Here is a 15,101-nt window from a genome sequence, read left to right on the forward strand (position 1 = left end):
TCCGGCAGCGTAATCGAAAGGCGTCCGGCCCGAAACGGCAAACCGCCCGGCGTTTCGCAGATCAGCGTTTTGATCCTGCGAGCATCGCCATGCGCTGGGCGTCGGCGAGGATGCCGCGCAGGATACGCACCTCGCGCACGTCCAGGCCGGCGCGCAGGTACAGCCGGCGCAGCTTGCGCATGGCCGATTCGGGCGCGCGCCCCTTGTGGAAGTCGATGGCGTCCAGCGTGTCGGCCAGCTGCGCGAAGAAGCCTTCCAGTTCGGCGTGCGACGCCGGGAGCTCGCGGGGGTCTTCCTGGGCCGCGGCGGCATCGGCGTCGGCGTTGCCCTCGCCGGAGGCGGCGTCCAGCAGCGCCAGGCGCAGCTCGTAGCTGAGCACCTGGACGGCGGCGGCAAGGTTCAGCGAACTGTAGTCCGGATTGGCCGGGATATGCACCGATGCGTGGCACAGCTGCAGCTCGTCGTTCGTGAGGCCCGTGCGTTCGCGGCCGAACACCAGCGCGACCTCGGCCCCGGCGCCGGCCTGCGCCACGGCGCGCGCGGCGGCCTCGCGGGGCATCAGCTCCTCCAGCTGGACGCGGCGGCTGCGCGCCGTGCAGCCCAGGACCATGCGGCAATCTGCCACGGCCTCGGCCAGCGTCTGGCAGATCACGGCGTCGCCCAGGACGTCGTCGGCGCCGGCCGCCAAGGCGTAGGACTCCTCGTTGGGGCGCTTTTCCGGGGCGACCAGGACCAGGCGGGCCAGCCCCATGGTCTTCATGGCGCGGGCGGCCGAGCCCATGTTCCCGGGATGCTGGGTGCCGACGAGGACGATGCGCAGGCGCTGCGCGGCGGGATGGGAAGGATTCACGGATTTCGATTCGGAACTCATGGCGCGCAATGGTAAACTCCGCGCCCCGGCCGCAGCGCCGGTGCCGCTCTTTCACCCCCGCCAGTCCATCCTCTCCCCGTCCCCCGAACGAGGCGCCGTCCCCATGCAGAAACCCGCCGTCACCCTCATGGTCAAGGCCGCCCGCTCCGCCGGCAACGTCCTGCTGCGCCACATGAACAAGCTCGACGCGCTGAACGTGGTCGAAAAGGACCGGATGGACTACGCCAGCGAAGTCGACGGCCTGGCGGAAAAGGAAATCATCAAGGAATTCCGCCGCTCCACGCCGGACTACGCGATCCTGGGCGAGGAAACCGGCTCGATCGGCCACAACCGTTTCACCTGGGTGATCGACCCGCTGGACGGCACCAGCAACTACCTGCACGGCATCCCGCATTTCTGCGTGTCCATCGCGCTGGTGGAAAACGGCGAGCCGATCCACGCGGTGATCTTCGATCCGCTGCGCAACGACCTGTTCACCGCCAGCCGCGGCAGCGGCGCGACGCTCAACGAGCGCCGCATCCGCGTGACCGAGCGCAAGGACCTGAACGGCGCGATGGTCCTGACCGGCTTCCCGCCGCGCGAGCGCGAGCGCGTCTCCGCGCAGCTCAAGACCATCGACAACCTGCTGCTGGAAGCCGAGGACATCCGCCGCACCGGTTCGGCCGCGCTGGACCTGGCATACGTCGCCTGCGGCCGCGCCGATGCGTACTTCGAAGCGGGCGTGAAGCCGTGGGACATCGCCGCCGGCGTGCTGCTGGTGCGCGAGGCCGGCGGCAAGGTCAGCGACTTCCGCGGCCGCACGACCGGCCCGATGGACAACCGGGGCCTCGCCACGCGCCAGCTCGTCGCGGGCAACCTGAAGGTCGCCGACCTGCTGCAGCAGAAGATCGTCAACACCGGGTATGCGGCGGCGTTCGACTGATCGCCTCGCGGTGCGGGATTGACTACGCAAGAGCCGCGCGTTGCGCGGCTTTTTTGTGTTTGCGCAGGTGCAGGGTGGTGGCGTCTGGCCCTCGATGGACGAGGGCCAGGGCAACCGCAATCGCAGCTCTTGTAGCCCGGGTAAGCGAAGCGCACCCGGGGTGGAGATGTGGTCGCGTCCCGGGTGCGCTTCGCTTACCCGGGCTACAAACGCGTGGCGGTTCTCTTTTGCTGTTGCCGTTGCTGTTGCCGTTGCTGTTGCCGTTGCTGTTGCCGTTGCTGTTGCTGTTGAACAGCGCATTTGCTGCTAGCCCCAACGGGCGCCGCACATGGATGTGCGGCGGTGAGGGCTGAGCCATGGATGGCGAATCGCGAACGCGCCCTTGCTCCGTCCGGTCGTGGGATTGATTTGTCGGGGAACGGCCCTTTCTTTTGGTTACTTTTCTTTGGGCAAGCAAAGAAAAGTGACCCGGGCGCCGCCAGGCGTTCGAAGCTTGGCTTGTGATTCTTCTTCCGGGGCACATGGGACAGCGTGGAAAGTCCCTGGATCCCCGCCTTCGCGGGGATGACGATCAAGAGCGGGAGCGAAGCGGCAAGGGCCAAGGCAAACGCAATCGCAGCTCTTGTAGCCCGGGTAAGCGAAGCGCACCCGGGTTGGAGAAGTGGTCGCGTCCCGGGTGCGCTTCGCTTACCCGGGCTACAAAACCGCAACCGCAACAGCAAAATGGGTTCCAGCTTTCGCTGGAATGACGGTGATGGGGTTCGCCGCTATGCGAGGGCCCAAGCGGTATGGGCCTGGGTCCCGGCCTTCGCCGGGATGACGATGACGGGTGGTTTGCCGCTATGGGAGTGCCCAGCGTTACGGGCGTGGGTCCCGGCTTTCACCGGGGTGACGATGCACCACGACGCTGCCGAAGGCGCCTATGCGTCACGCCACCAACGCCCCGCGCGCGTCAGGAATGGCCGCCGAACCACTCTCCCATCGGCAGCAACACCTGCGGCTCGCGCGGGCGCTGCAGCACCGGCTCGATGGCCGGCCGCCTGTGAATCCGGCGCGGCTTCACCCGTCCGGGCCGGGAGAACACGCGAAACCCGCACCGCGAGCGCGCCTTCGCTCCCCAACGAAGGCGCGCTCGAGCGATGCGTGCCCGAAGGCTCCGTGCTGTCCGTTCGCGACCATCAGGCGGCCGCGCGCGTGACGACCTGCGTGTCCGCCAGGACGAACTGGCGTACCGCGCCGGCAAGCGCCCTGGCCTGCTCTTCCATGCTGTGCGCCGACGCGGACGCTTCCTCGACCAGCGCTGCGTTCTGCTGCGTGCCCTCTTCCATGCTGGCGATGGCGCTGCTGACCAGCTCGATGCCCGCGCTCTGTTCCTGCGACGCGGTGGAGATGTCGGCCATGATGTCGGTGACGCGGCGCACGGACGCGGTGATGTCGTTCATCGTCGTGCCGGCGCGATTCACCAGCGCCGAGCCGTCGTTGACCTTTGCCACCGAGTCGTCGATGAGCGACTTGATCTCCTTCGCGGCATTGGCCGAACGCTGCGCCAGCGCGCGCACTTCCGAGGCGACCACCGCGAAACCGCGCCCGCTTTCGCCGGCGCGCGCGGCTTCCACCGCCGCGTTCAGCGCGAGGATGTTGGTCTGGAACGCGATGCCGTCGATGGTGCCGATGATCTCGGCGATGCGGTGCGAGGAAGTTTCGATCTCGCGCATCGTCTCCACCGCCTGCCCCACCACCGCGCTGCCCTGCGAGGCGACGTTGGCCGCGTCGATGGCGAGCTGGTTCGCCTGACGCGCCGATTCGGCGTTCTGGCGCACGGTCGAAGTCAGTTCCTCCATCGACGCCGCGGTTTCCTCCAGGCTTGCCGCCTGCTGTTCGGTGCGGCGCGACAGGTCGGCGTTACCGGCCGCGATTTCCGCCGCCGCGCCGTCGATCGCATCGGAGGCGTGCTGGATGCGGCCGACGATGCCCGTCAGCTGCGCGACGGTCGCGTCGGCGTCGTCGCGCATGCGGGCGAACACGCCGTGGAACGCGCCGTGCATGCGTTCGGTGAGGTCGCCCCGCGCGATCGCACGCAGCAGGCGCGAGACCTGGTCGAGGTTCGCATCGCTCACCGACATCATCGCGTTGAGGCCGTCGACCATCGCGCGGAAGTCGTGCTCGAAGCGTGCGGCATCGCCACGCACGCCGAATTCGCCGGCAGCGGCGGCGCCGGCGAGGCGCTTGATCTCCTGGTTGATCGCCGACAGGTTGGCCTTGACCGTATCCATCGTCTGCGTGAGCACGGCCTTCTCGCCGGGCAGGCGCGCCATGTCGACGGACAGGTCGCCCACCGCGTAACGCTGCATCACCTCGATCAGCTGCATCTTCACCGCGATGTGCGCGGCGACCAGCGCGTTGGTGTCGCGCACCATGTCGCCGTACTGGCCGGGGAACGCGTCGGCGTCCATGCGGAAGCTGATCTCGCCCACGTCGTGGCGCTGCGACATCTCGCGCTGCGCGCCGATGACCGACTGCACCTGCTCGCGCATGCGGCCCATCGACTGCTGCAGGCGCCCGAGTTCGTCCTCGCGCCGCGGCGGCATCGCGCCGTCGAAACGGCCCTGCGCGACGTCGTCGGCGAGGCGCGCGACCTGCTCCAGCGGCTGGGTCACGATGCGGCGCACGCACCACCACGACACGCCGAGGATCACCAGCAGCGTGACCAGCGCGGCCGCTGCGATCATCGCCACCAGCGCGCGCGTGGACGCGGTGATCTGCGATACCGGCTCGGCGGCGATGACGGCCCAGTTCCAGTCGGGGAAGGTTTCGACCGCGGCCAGCGTGGGTTCGGCGGCGGCCTTCGGGCGTGCGGCCAGGCCGAGGTACGCGGTGCCGCCGCCGGCGGCGATGGTCTGGCGCAGCGACGCCAATCCTTCGGCATCGACGAGGTCCGCCAGCGCGGCGCCTTCGGCGGTGGGATGGATCGCCAGCGTTTCGCCGTCCTTCGAGGATTCGACCACGAGGAAATGCCCGTGCTCGCCGATGCGCATGGCGCGCGTGCGCTCCTTCAATGCGGCGAGTTCGGCGCCGTATTCCTTGCCGACGAACAGCACGCCGACGGTCGTGCCGGCGCCATCCAGCAGCGGGCGGTAATGGACCATGTAGTCGCGGCCGAACAGTCGCGTCTTGCCGGTGTAGGCCTGGTTCTTCGCGATGGGCGCGTAGGCCGGCGAGTCGTGCGCGAGCTTCGTGCCGATCACGCGCTCGCCCTTCTCGTTGCGCACGGAGGTCGAGACGCGGACGTAGTCGTCGCCGCTGCGCGCGAAGATCGTCACCACCGCACCGGTGTCCTGGGTGAAGCGGTCGACGGGGGCGTAGGTCTCGTCGACTTTCTGGCCCTGCAGCGAAAGCACGGGCGCGCCGTCGTCGGCGGTGGCGAGTTCGACCGTGCCGCCGAGCAGCGCGGCCTGCAGCGCGCCGCCGAGGGTTTCGGTCGCGTCGGTCAGGCTCTGCTCGTAGGTGGCGATGTTGTCGCGCAGGATCGACGTGGCCGAGCGCAGGTCCTCGCGCGCGCGCGTCTCGACGGCCTGGGCGGCGTAGTGGCTCACCATGATGGTGAGGCCGGCCATCATGAGCACCATCGTGGCGACCAGCGGCAGGCCGATCTGCCGGTCCAGCGAGCCGCGCAGCCAGTGGCTGCCGCGGGCGGGTCTTCGGGACGAGAGGGCAGGTGCGGCGCGGCGTGCGTCGGACAGGGTCATCGGAGCGGTTCGGTGTGGAATCGCCTCGATAACGGCGGCGCGGGATGTGACTTGAGTCTCAATTTCCGCCGCTTTGACCGATCCCGCCATCGACGAGCGCCGGATCGGTCAGCTCAATAGCCTTGCAGGGTGGAGTGACGCGGGGATGACACCCGGCCGTGTTTCCACCGGGACGGAAAAGAAAAGGGCCGCGCGAGGCGGCCCTTTCCGGTGCGTGCTGGAACTGGCGCTTACGGGCGACGCGCGAGCGCGGCCTCGTCCTTCGCCTTGGGCAGCAGGTCCTGCTTGCTGACCTTGAACGGCCCGATCGCGAGCATCGGCACGGCGACGAAGATCGTCGAGACGACCACGACCGCCGCGCCGATCATGTGCGTCAGCGCCAGGCCTTCCATCGACGAACCGCCGTACAGGTACAGCGCGTAGGCCGACAGGAAGAACATCACCGCCGTGATCACCGTTCGCGACAGCGTCTGGTTGATCGAGCGGTTCAGCACTTCGATCGAATCCACGCGCAGGGTGCGGAAGTTCTCTCGCACGCGGTCGAAGACCACGATGATGTCGTTGATCGCGAAGCCCATCACCGACAGCAGGCCCGCCAGCACGGTGAGGTCGAACTCCCGGCCCGTGCCGTAGATGTAGGCCGCGGTGACGATGAGGTCGAAGAACGCCGTGATGCTCGCCACCATCGCGAACTTCAGCTCGAAGCGGAACGCGATGTAGATCAGGAAGCCGATGAGCATGAACAGTGTGGCGTAGATGCCGTCGCGCACGAGGTCGGCACCGACCTGCGGGCCGACGAATTCGCTGCGCACCACGCGCGCCGGGTTCTCCGGCGTGGACACCGCCTTGACCACCTGGTTGGCGATCGACTGGCTGCCGGTGGCGTTGTTGCTCTCGCCGTGCGGCTGCAGGCGGATCATCAGGCCGTTGCCGCCGCCGAAGGCCTGCACCTGGGCGTTGTCGAAGCCGGCCTTCGCCAGCTCCTCGCGCACTTGGTCGACGTCGGCCGGCTTCTCGAACGTGGTTTCCACCAGCGTGCCGCCGGTGAATTCCAGCGCGTAGGCCTCCTTGCGGAAGCCGAACGTGCCGATGATCACCAGCGAGGCCACGAACAGCAGCACCGTGATCGTCATCGACACGTAGCGCGTACGCAGGAAGTCGATCTTGGTGTCGTTGGGGATGAGATGAAGCGGGAAAAGTTTCATTGGTTCGTTCTCACCCGGTCAGATGGCCACGGACTTGAGCTTCTTGCGGTAGCCGTAGATCAGCTGCGCCAGCGCGCGCGACACGGTGATCGCGGTGAACATCGAGGCGAAGATGCCGATGATCATGGTCAGCGCGAAGCCCTTCAGCGGGCCGGTGCCGAACACGTACAGCGCCACGCCCACGATCAGGCCGGTCAGGTTGGCGTCCATGATGGTGCCGCCCGCCTTCTCGTAGCCGGCCGCGATCGCCGCCTTCGGCGGGACGCCGTGGCGCAGCTCTTCGCGGATACGCTCGTTGATCAGCACGTTCGCGTCGACCGACAGGCCGACCGACAGCGCGAGGCCGGCGAAGCCCGGCAGCGTCATGGTCGCGCCGAACATCGACATCACCGCCACCACGATCAGCAGGTTCATCAGCAGCGCCACCGAGGTGATCACGCCGAACATGCGGTAGTAGATGGTGAAGAAGGCCAGCGTGAACACGAAGGCATAGAGCACTGCGGTGATGCCGCGCTCGACGTTCTCCGCGCCCAGGCTCGGGCCGATGATGCGTTCCTCGACGAAGTCCATGGGCGCGGCGAGCGAGCCGGCGCTGAGCAGCTTGGCGAGCGTCTCGGCCTCGGTCTTCTCCAGGCCCGTGGTCTGGAAGTTCTTGCCGAACACGCCGGCGATGCGCGTGGGCGACAGGGCTTCTTCCTTCACGCGCACGCTGCGCACTTCCTGCCCGTTGACCATGGTCACGGTGGGGATGCGCTCGATGTACACCACCGACATCAGCTTGCCGACGTTCTCGCTGGTGAAGTCGAACATGCGCTGGCCGGCGATGCTGTTGAGCGTGATGTCCACCGCCGGCAGGCCGTTCTGGTCGCGGCCGACCTTCGCGCCGACCATCTGGTCGCCGGAGGCCAGCACGCGCTTGCTCAGCAGCACGGGCTGCTCGGTGTCGCGGATCGTGTAGAGCCGCGCGCCCGGAGGCAGCACGCCGGTGCGCTTGGCTTCCATCGCGTCGCCATCGACGACGGCGCGGAATTCCAGCGTCGCGGTGGCGCCGATCAGGCGCTTGGCTTCGGCCGTGTCCTGCACGCCCGGAAGCTGCACGACGATGCGGTCCTCGCCCTGGCGCTGGATGATCGGCTCGGCGACGCCCAGCTGGTTGACGCGGTTGCGCAGCGTGGTGACGTTCTGCTCGATCGCGCCGGCGGCGATCGCGCGCAGCTCGGCTTCGGGCACGGTGACGTTCACGTTGCTGCCGGCGACGTCGAAGTTGAGCATCGGCATCAGGCGCGTCAGCTCGTTGCGCGCGCGCTCGGCGTCCTGGCCCGGGGCGAGCATCGCCAGGATGCTGTTGTCCGGGCGGCGTTCGACCGAGGTGTAGTTGATCTTGGCGTCGCGCAGGCTCACGCGGATGTCTTCGGCGTAGGCGTCGACACGCTTTTCCAGCGCGGCGCGCTGGTCGACCTGCATGACGAAATGCACGCCGCCCTGGAGGTCCAGGCCCAGCACCATCGGCTTGCCGCCGAGATTGGCCAGCCAGTCCGGGACGGTCGAGGCAAGGTTGAGCGCGACGGTGTAGTTCTCGCCCAGCGTGGTGCGCAGGGCGTTGTTCGCCTTGCTCTGCGCATCCAGCGAACCCAGGCGCACCATCAGGTTGTCGCCTTCGATCTCCACCGAGCGCGGCGTGACGCCGGCCTTGGCGAGTTCGGCCTTGACGCGCGTGCGCAGGGCTTCGTCGAGCTGGCCGCTACGGTTGGCCGTGATCTGTACGGAAGGATCCTTCTGGAAGGCGTTGGGCAGCGCGTAGAGCACGCCCAGGCCGAGCACCAGCAGGATCAGGAAATATTTCCACTTAGGAAATTCAAGCATCGCGGCATTCCGCGCGCGCCCTCAAGGGCGCACGCTCAGGTGGGATCGGGAAAGCGGCTTACGCCGACTTCAGGGTGCCCTTGGGCAGCACGTTGGCGATGGCGCCCTTCTGCACGCGGATGCGCACGTTGTCGGCGATTTCCACGGTGATGAAGTTCTCGCCGATGTCGCCCACCACGCCGGCGATGCCGCCGTTGGTGATCACTTCATCGCCCTTGGAGAGCTTCACCAGCATCGCGCGGTGTTCCTTCTGGCGCTTCATCTGCGGGCGGATCATGAGGAAGTACATGACCGCGATCAGCAGGATGGGGAACAGCAGCGACATGCCGAAACCGCCGGCGCCGGCTTGCGGGGCCGCCTGCGCGTAGGCGGGGGAAATCACGAGGTCGAGCAGATTCATGACGGTCGTCCTGATCGAAAAATAGCGGGGGATTATGCCACGGGGCGGCAGGCCGGCCCGGGCCGGACGGAAGATCCGTCCCGCCCCTGCTCCGGGCTGCTCCCCCCCTCCCCCGGGCGGGTGTCGCGGCGGGAAGCCCGCGCGGATCGCTAATCGGCGGCCCGCGCGGCGTAGAAGGACTCGCGGAAGGCGGCGAAGGTTCCCTGCCCGATCGCCTCGCGCATCTGCGCCATCAGGCGCTGGTAGTAGCGCAGATTGTGCAAGGTGCCCAGGATCGGGCCCAGCATTTCGTTGCAGCGGTCCAGGTGGCGCAGGTAACTGCGGGTGAACCCGTTGCGGCAGGTGTAGCAGTCGCAGCCTTCCTCGATCGGCCGCAGGTCGCGCTCGTACTTCGCGTTGCGCACGCGCACCGTGCCGAAGGAGGTGAAGTAATGCCCGTTGCGCGCGTTGCGGGTGGGCATCACGCAATCGAACATGTCGATGCCGCGCGCGACGCCTTCGACCAGGTCCTCCGGCCGGCCCACGCCCATCAGGTAGCGCGGCTGGTCGGCCGGCAACTGCGGGCAGGTGTGCTCGAGCATGTGGTTGCGTTCGGCCTCCGGCTCGCCCACGGCGAGGCCGCCGATCGCGTAACCGTCGAAGCCGATGTCCATCAGTGCCGCGGCCGAGCGCGTGCGCAGCGCCTCGTGGACGCCGCCCTGCACGATCCCGAACAGCGCCGCGTCATTGCCCTCGTGCGCGCGTTTGCTGCGTTCTGCCCAGCGCAGGCTCAGCTCCATCGAACGCTTCGCGACGTCCTCGGTCGCCGGGTACGGCGTGCATTCGTCGAAGATCATGACGACGTCCGAATCGAGCACCTTCTGGATCCGCATGCTTTCTTCCGGCCCGAGGAACACCTTGCTGCCGTCGGTCGGCGCGGCGAAGGTCACGCCCTGCTCGGTGATCTTGCGCTTGTGCGCGAGCGAGAAGACCTGGAAGCCACCCGAGTCGGTGAGGATCGGCCCGTTCCAGCCGGTGAAGCGGTGCAGCCCGCCGTGGTCGCCGATGACGTCCAGGCCCGGGCGCAGGTACAGGTGGAAGGTGTTGCCCAGGATCATTTCCGCGCCGAGTTCGCGGACCTGCTCGGGCAGCACGCCCTTCACCGAGCCGTAGGTGCCCACCGGCATGAAGGTCGGCGTTTCCACCGTGCCGCGCGGGAAGGTGAGGCGGCCGCGGCGCGCGCCGCCGTCGGTGCGCAGCAGTTCGAACGACAGCCGGCTCATGCCGCGGCCTCCCCGTCCGCCGGGAACAGCAGCATCGCGTCGCCGTAGGAGAAGAAGCGGTAGCGCTCCGCGATGGCGTGGTCGTAGGCGGCGAACACGCGCGCCTTGCCGGCGAAGGCGGAAACAAGCATCAGCAGGGTGCTCTCGGGCAGGTGGAAGTTGGTGATCAGCGCGTCGACCGAACGGATGCGGTAGCCGGGCAGGATGAACAGGCGCGTTTCGCCGGCGTAGGGCTGGAGTTCGCCCTGGCCGGCATCGTCGCGGCGCATCGCGCTTTCCAGTGCGCGCACGACGGTGGTGCCGACCGCGATCACGCGCCCGCCGGCCGCGCGCGTGCGGCGGATCTGTTCGATCAGCGCCGCGCCGACGTTCAACCACTCGCTGTGCATGACGTGCTGGTCGAGCTCGTCCACGCGCACCGGCTGGAACGTGCCCGCGCCGACGTGCAGCGTGACGTGGCCGAACTCCACGCCGCGCGCCTTCAACGCCTCCAGCAGCGCTTCGTCGAAATGCAGGCCCGCGGTGGGCGCGGCAACGGCGCCGACCTCGCGCGCGAACACCGTCTGGTAGCGCGTGTCGTCGTCCGCGCCGGCATCGCGCTGGATATACGGCGGCAGCGGCAGCCGGCCGGCGTGCAGCAAGTAATTCTCCAGCGATTCGCCGACGTGGAAGCGCAGGCGGTAGAACTCGCCGTCGCGGCCGAGCACTTCGGCCTCGCCGCCGGCGTCGAGCACGATGCGTCCGCCTTCCTTCGGCGACTTGCTCACGCCCAGCTGCGCGCGCGCCTCGAAGCCGCCGAGCAGGCGCTCGATCAGGATTTCCACGCGCCCGCCGGTGGTCTTCTGCCCGAACAGGCGCGCCGGGATCACGCGCGTGTCGTTGAACACGAGCAGGTCGCCGGGCTGCAGCAGGTCGGGCAGCTCGCGGAAGACGCGGTCCTCGAAACCGCGGTCATGGGCGCCGTCCTGCGCGGGCGGCACCACCAGCAGGCGGCTGGCCGAGCGCTCCGGCAGCGGCGCCTGAGCGATCAGCTCCGGCGGCAGGTCGTAGTGGAAGTCGGATTTCTTCAAGGCGTGGGGCCGGCGAGACAGGCCGGTCGGGGTGCGGGTGGGATCGCACATTGTAAGAGGTTCGGACGAGGGGCCTTCCGGACCGCTTTTGTAGCCCGGGTAAGCGAAGCGCACCCGGGGGCTGACACGCTTACTGCGGGGGTGTTGCTTGCGCGGCGATAGGAGCGGACATCGCGAGCGCGAGCATGTCCGCGCGGCCCGACCCTCACCCCAACCCCTCTCCCGGGGGGAGAGGGGCTCGACAACGCACGCCCCAAAGGGCGGCGCGGCGGGCTTCGATCTCACCGCTCGAACTTCGCCGAAAGCACGATCGCCGAGGTCGTGCGCTCCACGCCGTCGATCGCGCCGATGCGGTCGGTCAACTCGTCCATCGCCTCCACCGACGGCGCCACCCCCAGCGCGACAAGGTCGAATGGGCCGCTCACCGAATGCAGCGCGCGCACCTCGGGCATCGCGTGCAACGCGGCGGCGACGGACGGCGCACGCTTGGGCAGCACGGTGATCATGATGTGGGCGCGGATATGGCCGCGCTCGGCGGCGTCGTGCACGCGCACCGTGTAGCCCTGGATCACGCCCTCGCGCTCCAGGCGCTCGATCCGGCTGTGGACGGTGGTGCGCGAGAGCTTCAACCGTCGCGCGATGTCCGCCGTCGAGGCCCGGGCGTTTTCGCGCAGGACGGAGAGCACCTGCTGGTCGGCGTCGGTGATCTTCACGCTTTGCTCCCGGATTTCGTCGAAACGACGAAATTATCCATAATTTCGTACAAATCCGTACTGTCGATCGACGATTTAATCCAGATAATGGAAAGCTTGTCGCCTGATTCGACCCCGGAGGACCCCATGGCCGTCATCGACCGTCTCGCCCCCCTGCGCGCCCATGGTGGCCGCCGCCGCACCCATGGCCTGGACGACGCGACCATCGCGCGCTTCGCCCACACGCATGCCGAGCTGATCGAGGCCATCGAGGCCGGCGAGCAGGAATACCAGCGCGTGAAGGACGAGATCGCCGACCTGCTCGACCTCGACGAGGACGCCCAGGTCCAGGCCGTCCAGGGCGGCTACGTCAACTTCTATCCGGACGATGCGGTGAACCCGTACGTCGCCCTCGTCGCGCGCGGCCCGTGGGTCGTCACGCTGAAGGGCGCGGTGCTCCACGATTCCGGCGGCTACGGCATGCTCGGCTTCGGCCATGCGCCCAAGCACGTGCTGGCCGCGATGGCCCGGCCGCAGGCGATGGCGAACATCATGACGCCGTCGCTCTCGCAGCTTCGCTTCGACCGTGCGCTGCGCGGGGCGATCGGCGCGGCGCGCGGCGGCTGCCCGTACGAGAAGTTCTTCTGCCTCAATTCCGGTTCCGAATCGGTCTCGCTCGCCGCGCGCATCGCCGATGCGAACACCAAGCTGATGACCGACACCGGTGGCCGCCACGCCGGCCGCACCATCAAGCGCGTCGTGGTGAAGGGCAGTTTCCACGGTCGCACCGAGCGTCCGGCGCTGTATTCGGACTCCTCGCGCAAAACCTACCTGCAGCACCTGGCGAGCTTCCGCGGCGAGGACACCGTGCTCACCGTCGAGCCCTACGACATCGACGCGCTGAAGAAGGTATTCGCTGATGCCGACGCGAATGGCTGGTTCATCGAGGCGATGTTCCTGGAGCCGGTGATGGGCGAAGGCGATCCGGGCCGCGGCGTGCCGCCGGCGTTCTACGCGGCCGCGCGCGAGCTGACGCATTCGCATGGCGCGCTGCTGCTGGTGGACTCGATCCAGGCCGGCCTGCGCGCGCACGGCGTGCTGTCGATCATCGACTACCCCGGCTTCGAGCAGCTCGATCCGCCGGACATGGAAACCTATTCGAAGGCGCTCAACGCCGGCCAGTACCCGCTGTCGGTGCTCGCCGTCGGCGCGCAGGCCGCGCAGCTCTACAAGAAGGGCCTGTACGGCAACACGATGACGACCAACCCGCGCGCGCTCGACGTCGCGTGTGCGGTGATGTCGCAGGTCACCCCGCAGCTTCGCGAGAACATCCGCGCACGCGGCGCCGAGTCGCTGCAGAAGCTGGAAAAGCTCAAGGCCGAGCTCGGCGGCCTCATCACCAAGGTGCAGGGCACGGGCCTGTTGTTCTCGTGCGAACTGTCGCCGGAGTTCAAGTGCTACGGCGCCGGTTCCACCGAGGAATGGCTGCGCGAGCACGGCATCGGCGTGATCCACGGCGGCGTGAACTCGCTGCGCTTCACGCCCACCTTCACCATCACCAGCGAGGAAATCGACCTGCTGGTCGCGATGGTCGGTCGTGCGCTGCGGGAAGGCCCGCGCGCGCAGCAGGCAGCGGCGGCCTGACCTCCCCCGGATGCCGCCGCGAAGGCGGCGGGTGCCCCCACACCCGCCGTCTTCGCCTGCTTTACCGCTTCACTCCCCGTCGATCTGCTTTCCCGTCGCGCACCCCGCGTTTGTAGCCCGGGTAAGACCGTAGGCCGCACCCGGGGCAGCCTCGTCGCTTACGCGCTCCCCGGGTGCGCTTCGCTTACCCGGGCTACAAGAACCTCGCGCCGCATGCGCACGGCTGCGCAATGCGATGGCCGCAATGAGTTGCCGCACACGCGGCGAAATCACTCCGTCTTGCACGCCGGTAGCGACAGCGCACGCGCGATGTCCTGCCAGTCGAATGCCGCGACAGCCTGGTCGTCGTCCACCGCATAGAACACGCCCTGCGGGAAGCGTTTGTCGGCCGACTGGTCCAGCCACACGCCATCGGTGTTGGCCGTCTTGTTGCCGGCGAACGCGCCAAGATGCTTCAGCGTCACGCGATCGATCACGTGGAAGAGGCTGCGATCCTTGAACTGGTCTGTGGCGATCCAGTACCCCGCGCCGCCCTCGCAGCGATACAGCGCCATGCCCTCGGCCTGCGCCTTGAACAGGCCGGCGCCGATGTCGCGCCCGCGATACGTCCCGTCCAGCCCGTACTCGCGAAGGCGCGTGCCCGTGGCGACGTCCTCTTCGGCCAGCAGCAGGCGATCGTGCTCGATGTCGCCGAACACCGACTCGGCGATACGGATCGCACCCGCCTCGCCCGTGTCGCCGAAGGTTTCCATCAACCGCGCCTGCCAGCCGCCGGGCACGCGACGCAGCTGGTATCGCTTGAAGCGCCGGTCGAGTTCGGCCAGCGGCGGCGGCACGTCCTCGTTCTGCGGCGACATGTAATTGTCGCTGACGATCACCTCGTAGCTGTCGCGCTGCGCGCGCACCCACAGGCCGTACGGCTGCTTCAGATCCTGCGCGCCGAACACGAGCAGCGGCTTGAAATCGGGCAGCTGGAACATCTGCACGCGATGGTTGTCGCGTTCGACCACGAACACGAAATCGCCGGACACGCTGATGCCGTTGGGCCGCTGCAACTGGCCGGGCGCCGTGCCCGGACCGCCGACGGTGCGCAGCGTCGCGCCGGTGGCGCCGTCGTACACGATCAGCCGGTCGCTCGCCTTGCCCGTCGCGATCAGCCAGCGCTTGCCGTCCGGCGCGCGCCAGCTCGCCGGCGAATCGACGTTCTCGTCCGGCGTGGACGCGGTGAGGAACGCTTCGGCGATGACTTCATGCGCGATGCCCGACTGCGCCAGCAGCGGATCGACTTCCATCGCTTCGTCGGGCTCGCGATCGTGCTGCGCGAGCGGCGCATTCCCCGTCGTCGCACACGCGGTCAAGCAGCACGCGAAGGCCAGCGCGGCCCAGCGCATCGTCATCGAGTCGGACATGCATTCCCCTGAGTGAT

11 protein-coding genes are annotated in these 15,101 nt (G+C 68.3%); 2 read left to right on the plus strand and 9 right to left on the minus strand.

Annotation, left to right across the window (positions count from 1 at the left end):
• Positions 1-61: 61 nt before the first annotated feature.
• Positions 62-871 carry an RNA methyltransferase gene (locus tag LA521A_RS13365; protein ID WP_425494519.1) on the minus strand — a complete coding sequence of 270 codons (810 nt, stop codon included), beginning with the start codon at positions 869-871 and terminating at the stop codon, positions 62-64.
• Positions 872-974: 103 nt separating this feature from the next.
• Between LA521A_RS13365 and LA521A_RS13370 the strand changes: the two genes are divergently transcribed.
• On the plus strand, positions 975-1,793 hold the full coding sequence (locus LA521A_RS13370; RefSeq protein ID WP_281779370.1) for an inositol monophosphatase family protein: 819 nt from the start codon (positions 975-977) through the stop codon (positions 1,791-1,793).
• A gap of 1,178 nt (positions 1,794-2,971) precedes the next feature.
• Here LA521A_RS13370 and LA521A_RS13375 read toward each other — a convergent pair.
• The 7 genes from LA521A_RS13375 to LA521A_RS13405 form a co-directional block, all read right to left on the minus strand.
• Entirely contained in the window at positions 2,972-5,539 is a 2,568-nt protein-coding gene (locus LA521A_RS13375; RefSeq protein WP_281779371.1) for a Cache 3/Cache 2 fusion domain-containing protein, read from the minus strand.
• A gap of 230 nt (positions 5,540-5,769) precedes the next feature.
• Complete coding sequence (secF, locus tag LA521A_RS13380) at positions 5,770-6,744, minus strand: protein translocase subunit SecF (protein WP_281779372.1); 975 nt, start codon at positions 6,742-6,744, stop codon at positions 5,770-5,772.
• A gap of 18 nt (positions 6,745-6,762) precedes the next feature.
• Positions 6,763-8,607, minus strand: a complete 1,845-nt coding sequence (gene secD / locus LA521A_RS13385) for a protein translocase subunit SecD (protein ID WP_281779373.1) — start codon at positions 8,605-8,607, stop codon at positions 6,763-6,765.
• Between the two features lie 58 nt (positions 8,608-8,665).
• The gene (gene yajC / locus LA521A_RS13390) at positions 8,666-9,007 is read right to left on the minus strand and encodes a preprotein translocase subunit YajC (protein WP_281779374.1); all 342 of its coding nucleotides are present in this window, start codon (positions 9,005-9,007) and stop codon (positions 8,666-8,668) included.
• Positions 9,008-9,156: 149 nt separating this feature from the next.
• A complete protein-coding gene (tgt, locus tag LA521A_RS13395) occupies positions 9,157-10,269 on the minus strand; it encodes a tRNA guanosine(34) transglycosylase Tgt (RefSeq protein ID WP_281779375.1) in 1,113 nt (370 codons plus the stop codon).
• The gene (queA, locus tag LA521A_RS13400) at positions 10,266-11,339 is read right to left on the minus strand and encodes a tRNA preQ1(34) S-adenosylmethionine ribosyltransferase-isomerase QueA (protein ID WP_281779376.1); all 1,074 of its coding nucleotides are present in this window, start codon (positions 11,337-11,339) and stop codon (positions 10,266-10,268) included. The genes tgt and queA overlap by 4 nt, the downstream gene beginning before the upstream one ends.
• 281 nt (positions 11,340-11,620) lie before the next feature.
• Complete coding sequence (locus LA521A_RS13405) at positions 11,621-12,052, minus strand: Lrp/AsnC family transcriptional regulator (protein ID WP_281779377.1); 432 nt, start codon at positions 12,050-12,052, stop codon at positions 11,621-11,623.
• Between the two features lie 126 nt (positions 12,053-12,178).
• Here LA521A_RS13405 and LA521A_RS13410 point away from each other — a divergent pair, with 126 nt between their 5' ends.
• Positions 12,179-13,675: an aminotransferase class III-fold pyridoxal phosphate-dependent enzyme gene (locus tag LA521A_RS13410; RefSeq protein WP_281779378.1), complete on the plus strand. Its 1,497-nt coding sequence runs from the start codon at positions 12,179-12,181 to the stop codon at positions 13,673-13,675.
• A 269-nt stretch (positions 13,676-13,944) separates the two neighbouring features.
• Here LA521A_RS13410 and LA521A_RS13415 read toward each other — a convergent pair whose 3' ends face one another.
• Positions 13,945-15,084 carry a phytase gene (locus LA521A_RS13415; protein WP_425494520.1) on the minus strand — a complete coding sequence of 380 codons (1,140 nt, stop codon included), beginning with the start codon at positions 15,082-15,084 and terminating at the stop codon, positions 13,945-13,947.
• Positions 15,085-15,101 lie beyond the last annotated feature (17 nt).

It is taken from the genome of Lysobacter auxotrophicus, from assembly GCF_027924565.1.
Taxonomy (GTDB): domain Bacteria; phylum Pseudomonadota; class Gammaproteobacteria; order Xanthomonadales; family Xanthomonadaceae; genus Lysobacter_J; species Lysobacter_J auxotrophicus.

Excerpts from the sequence above, each read along its gene's own strand:
- secD (WP_281779373.1), bottom strand. The coding sequence starts at position 8,607 with ATGCTTGAATTTCCTAAGTGGAAATATTTCCTGATCCTGCTGGTGCTC.
- LA521A_RS13370 (WP_281779370.1), top strand. The coding sequence starts at position 975 with ATGCAGAAACCCGCCGTCACCCTCATGGTCAAGGCCGCCCGCTCCGCC.
- secF (WP_281779372.1), bottom strand. The coding sequence starts at position 6,744 with ATGAAACTTTTCCCGCTTCATCTCATCCCCAACGACACCAAGATCGAC.
- yajC (WP_281779374.1), bottom strand. The coding sequence starts at position 9,007 with ATGAATCTGCTCGACCTCGTGATTTCCCCCGCCTACGCGCAGGCGGCC.
- LA521A_RS13410 (WP_281779378.1), top strand. The coding sequence starts at position 12,179 with ATGGCCGTCATCGACCGTCTCGCCCCCCTGCGCGCCCATGGTGGCCGC.
- tgt (WP_281779375.1), bottom strand. The coding sequence starts at position 10,269 with ATGAGCCGGCTGTCGTTCGAACTGCTGCGCACCGACGGCGGCGCGCGC.
- LA521A_RS13415 (WP_425494520.1), bottom strand. The coding sequence starts at position 15,084 with ATGTCCGACTCGATGACGATGCGCTGGGCCGCGCTGGCCTTCGCGTGC.
- LA521A_RS13375 (WP_281779371.1), bottom strand. The coding sequence starts at position 5,539 with ATGACCCTGTCCGACGCACGCCGCGCCGCACCTGCCCTCTCGTCCCGA.
- LA521A_RS13365 (WP_425494519.1), bottom strand. The coding sequence starts at position 871 with ATGAGTTCCGAATCGAAATCCGTGAATCCTTCCCATCCCGCCGCGCAG.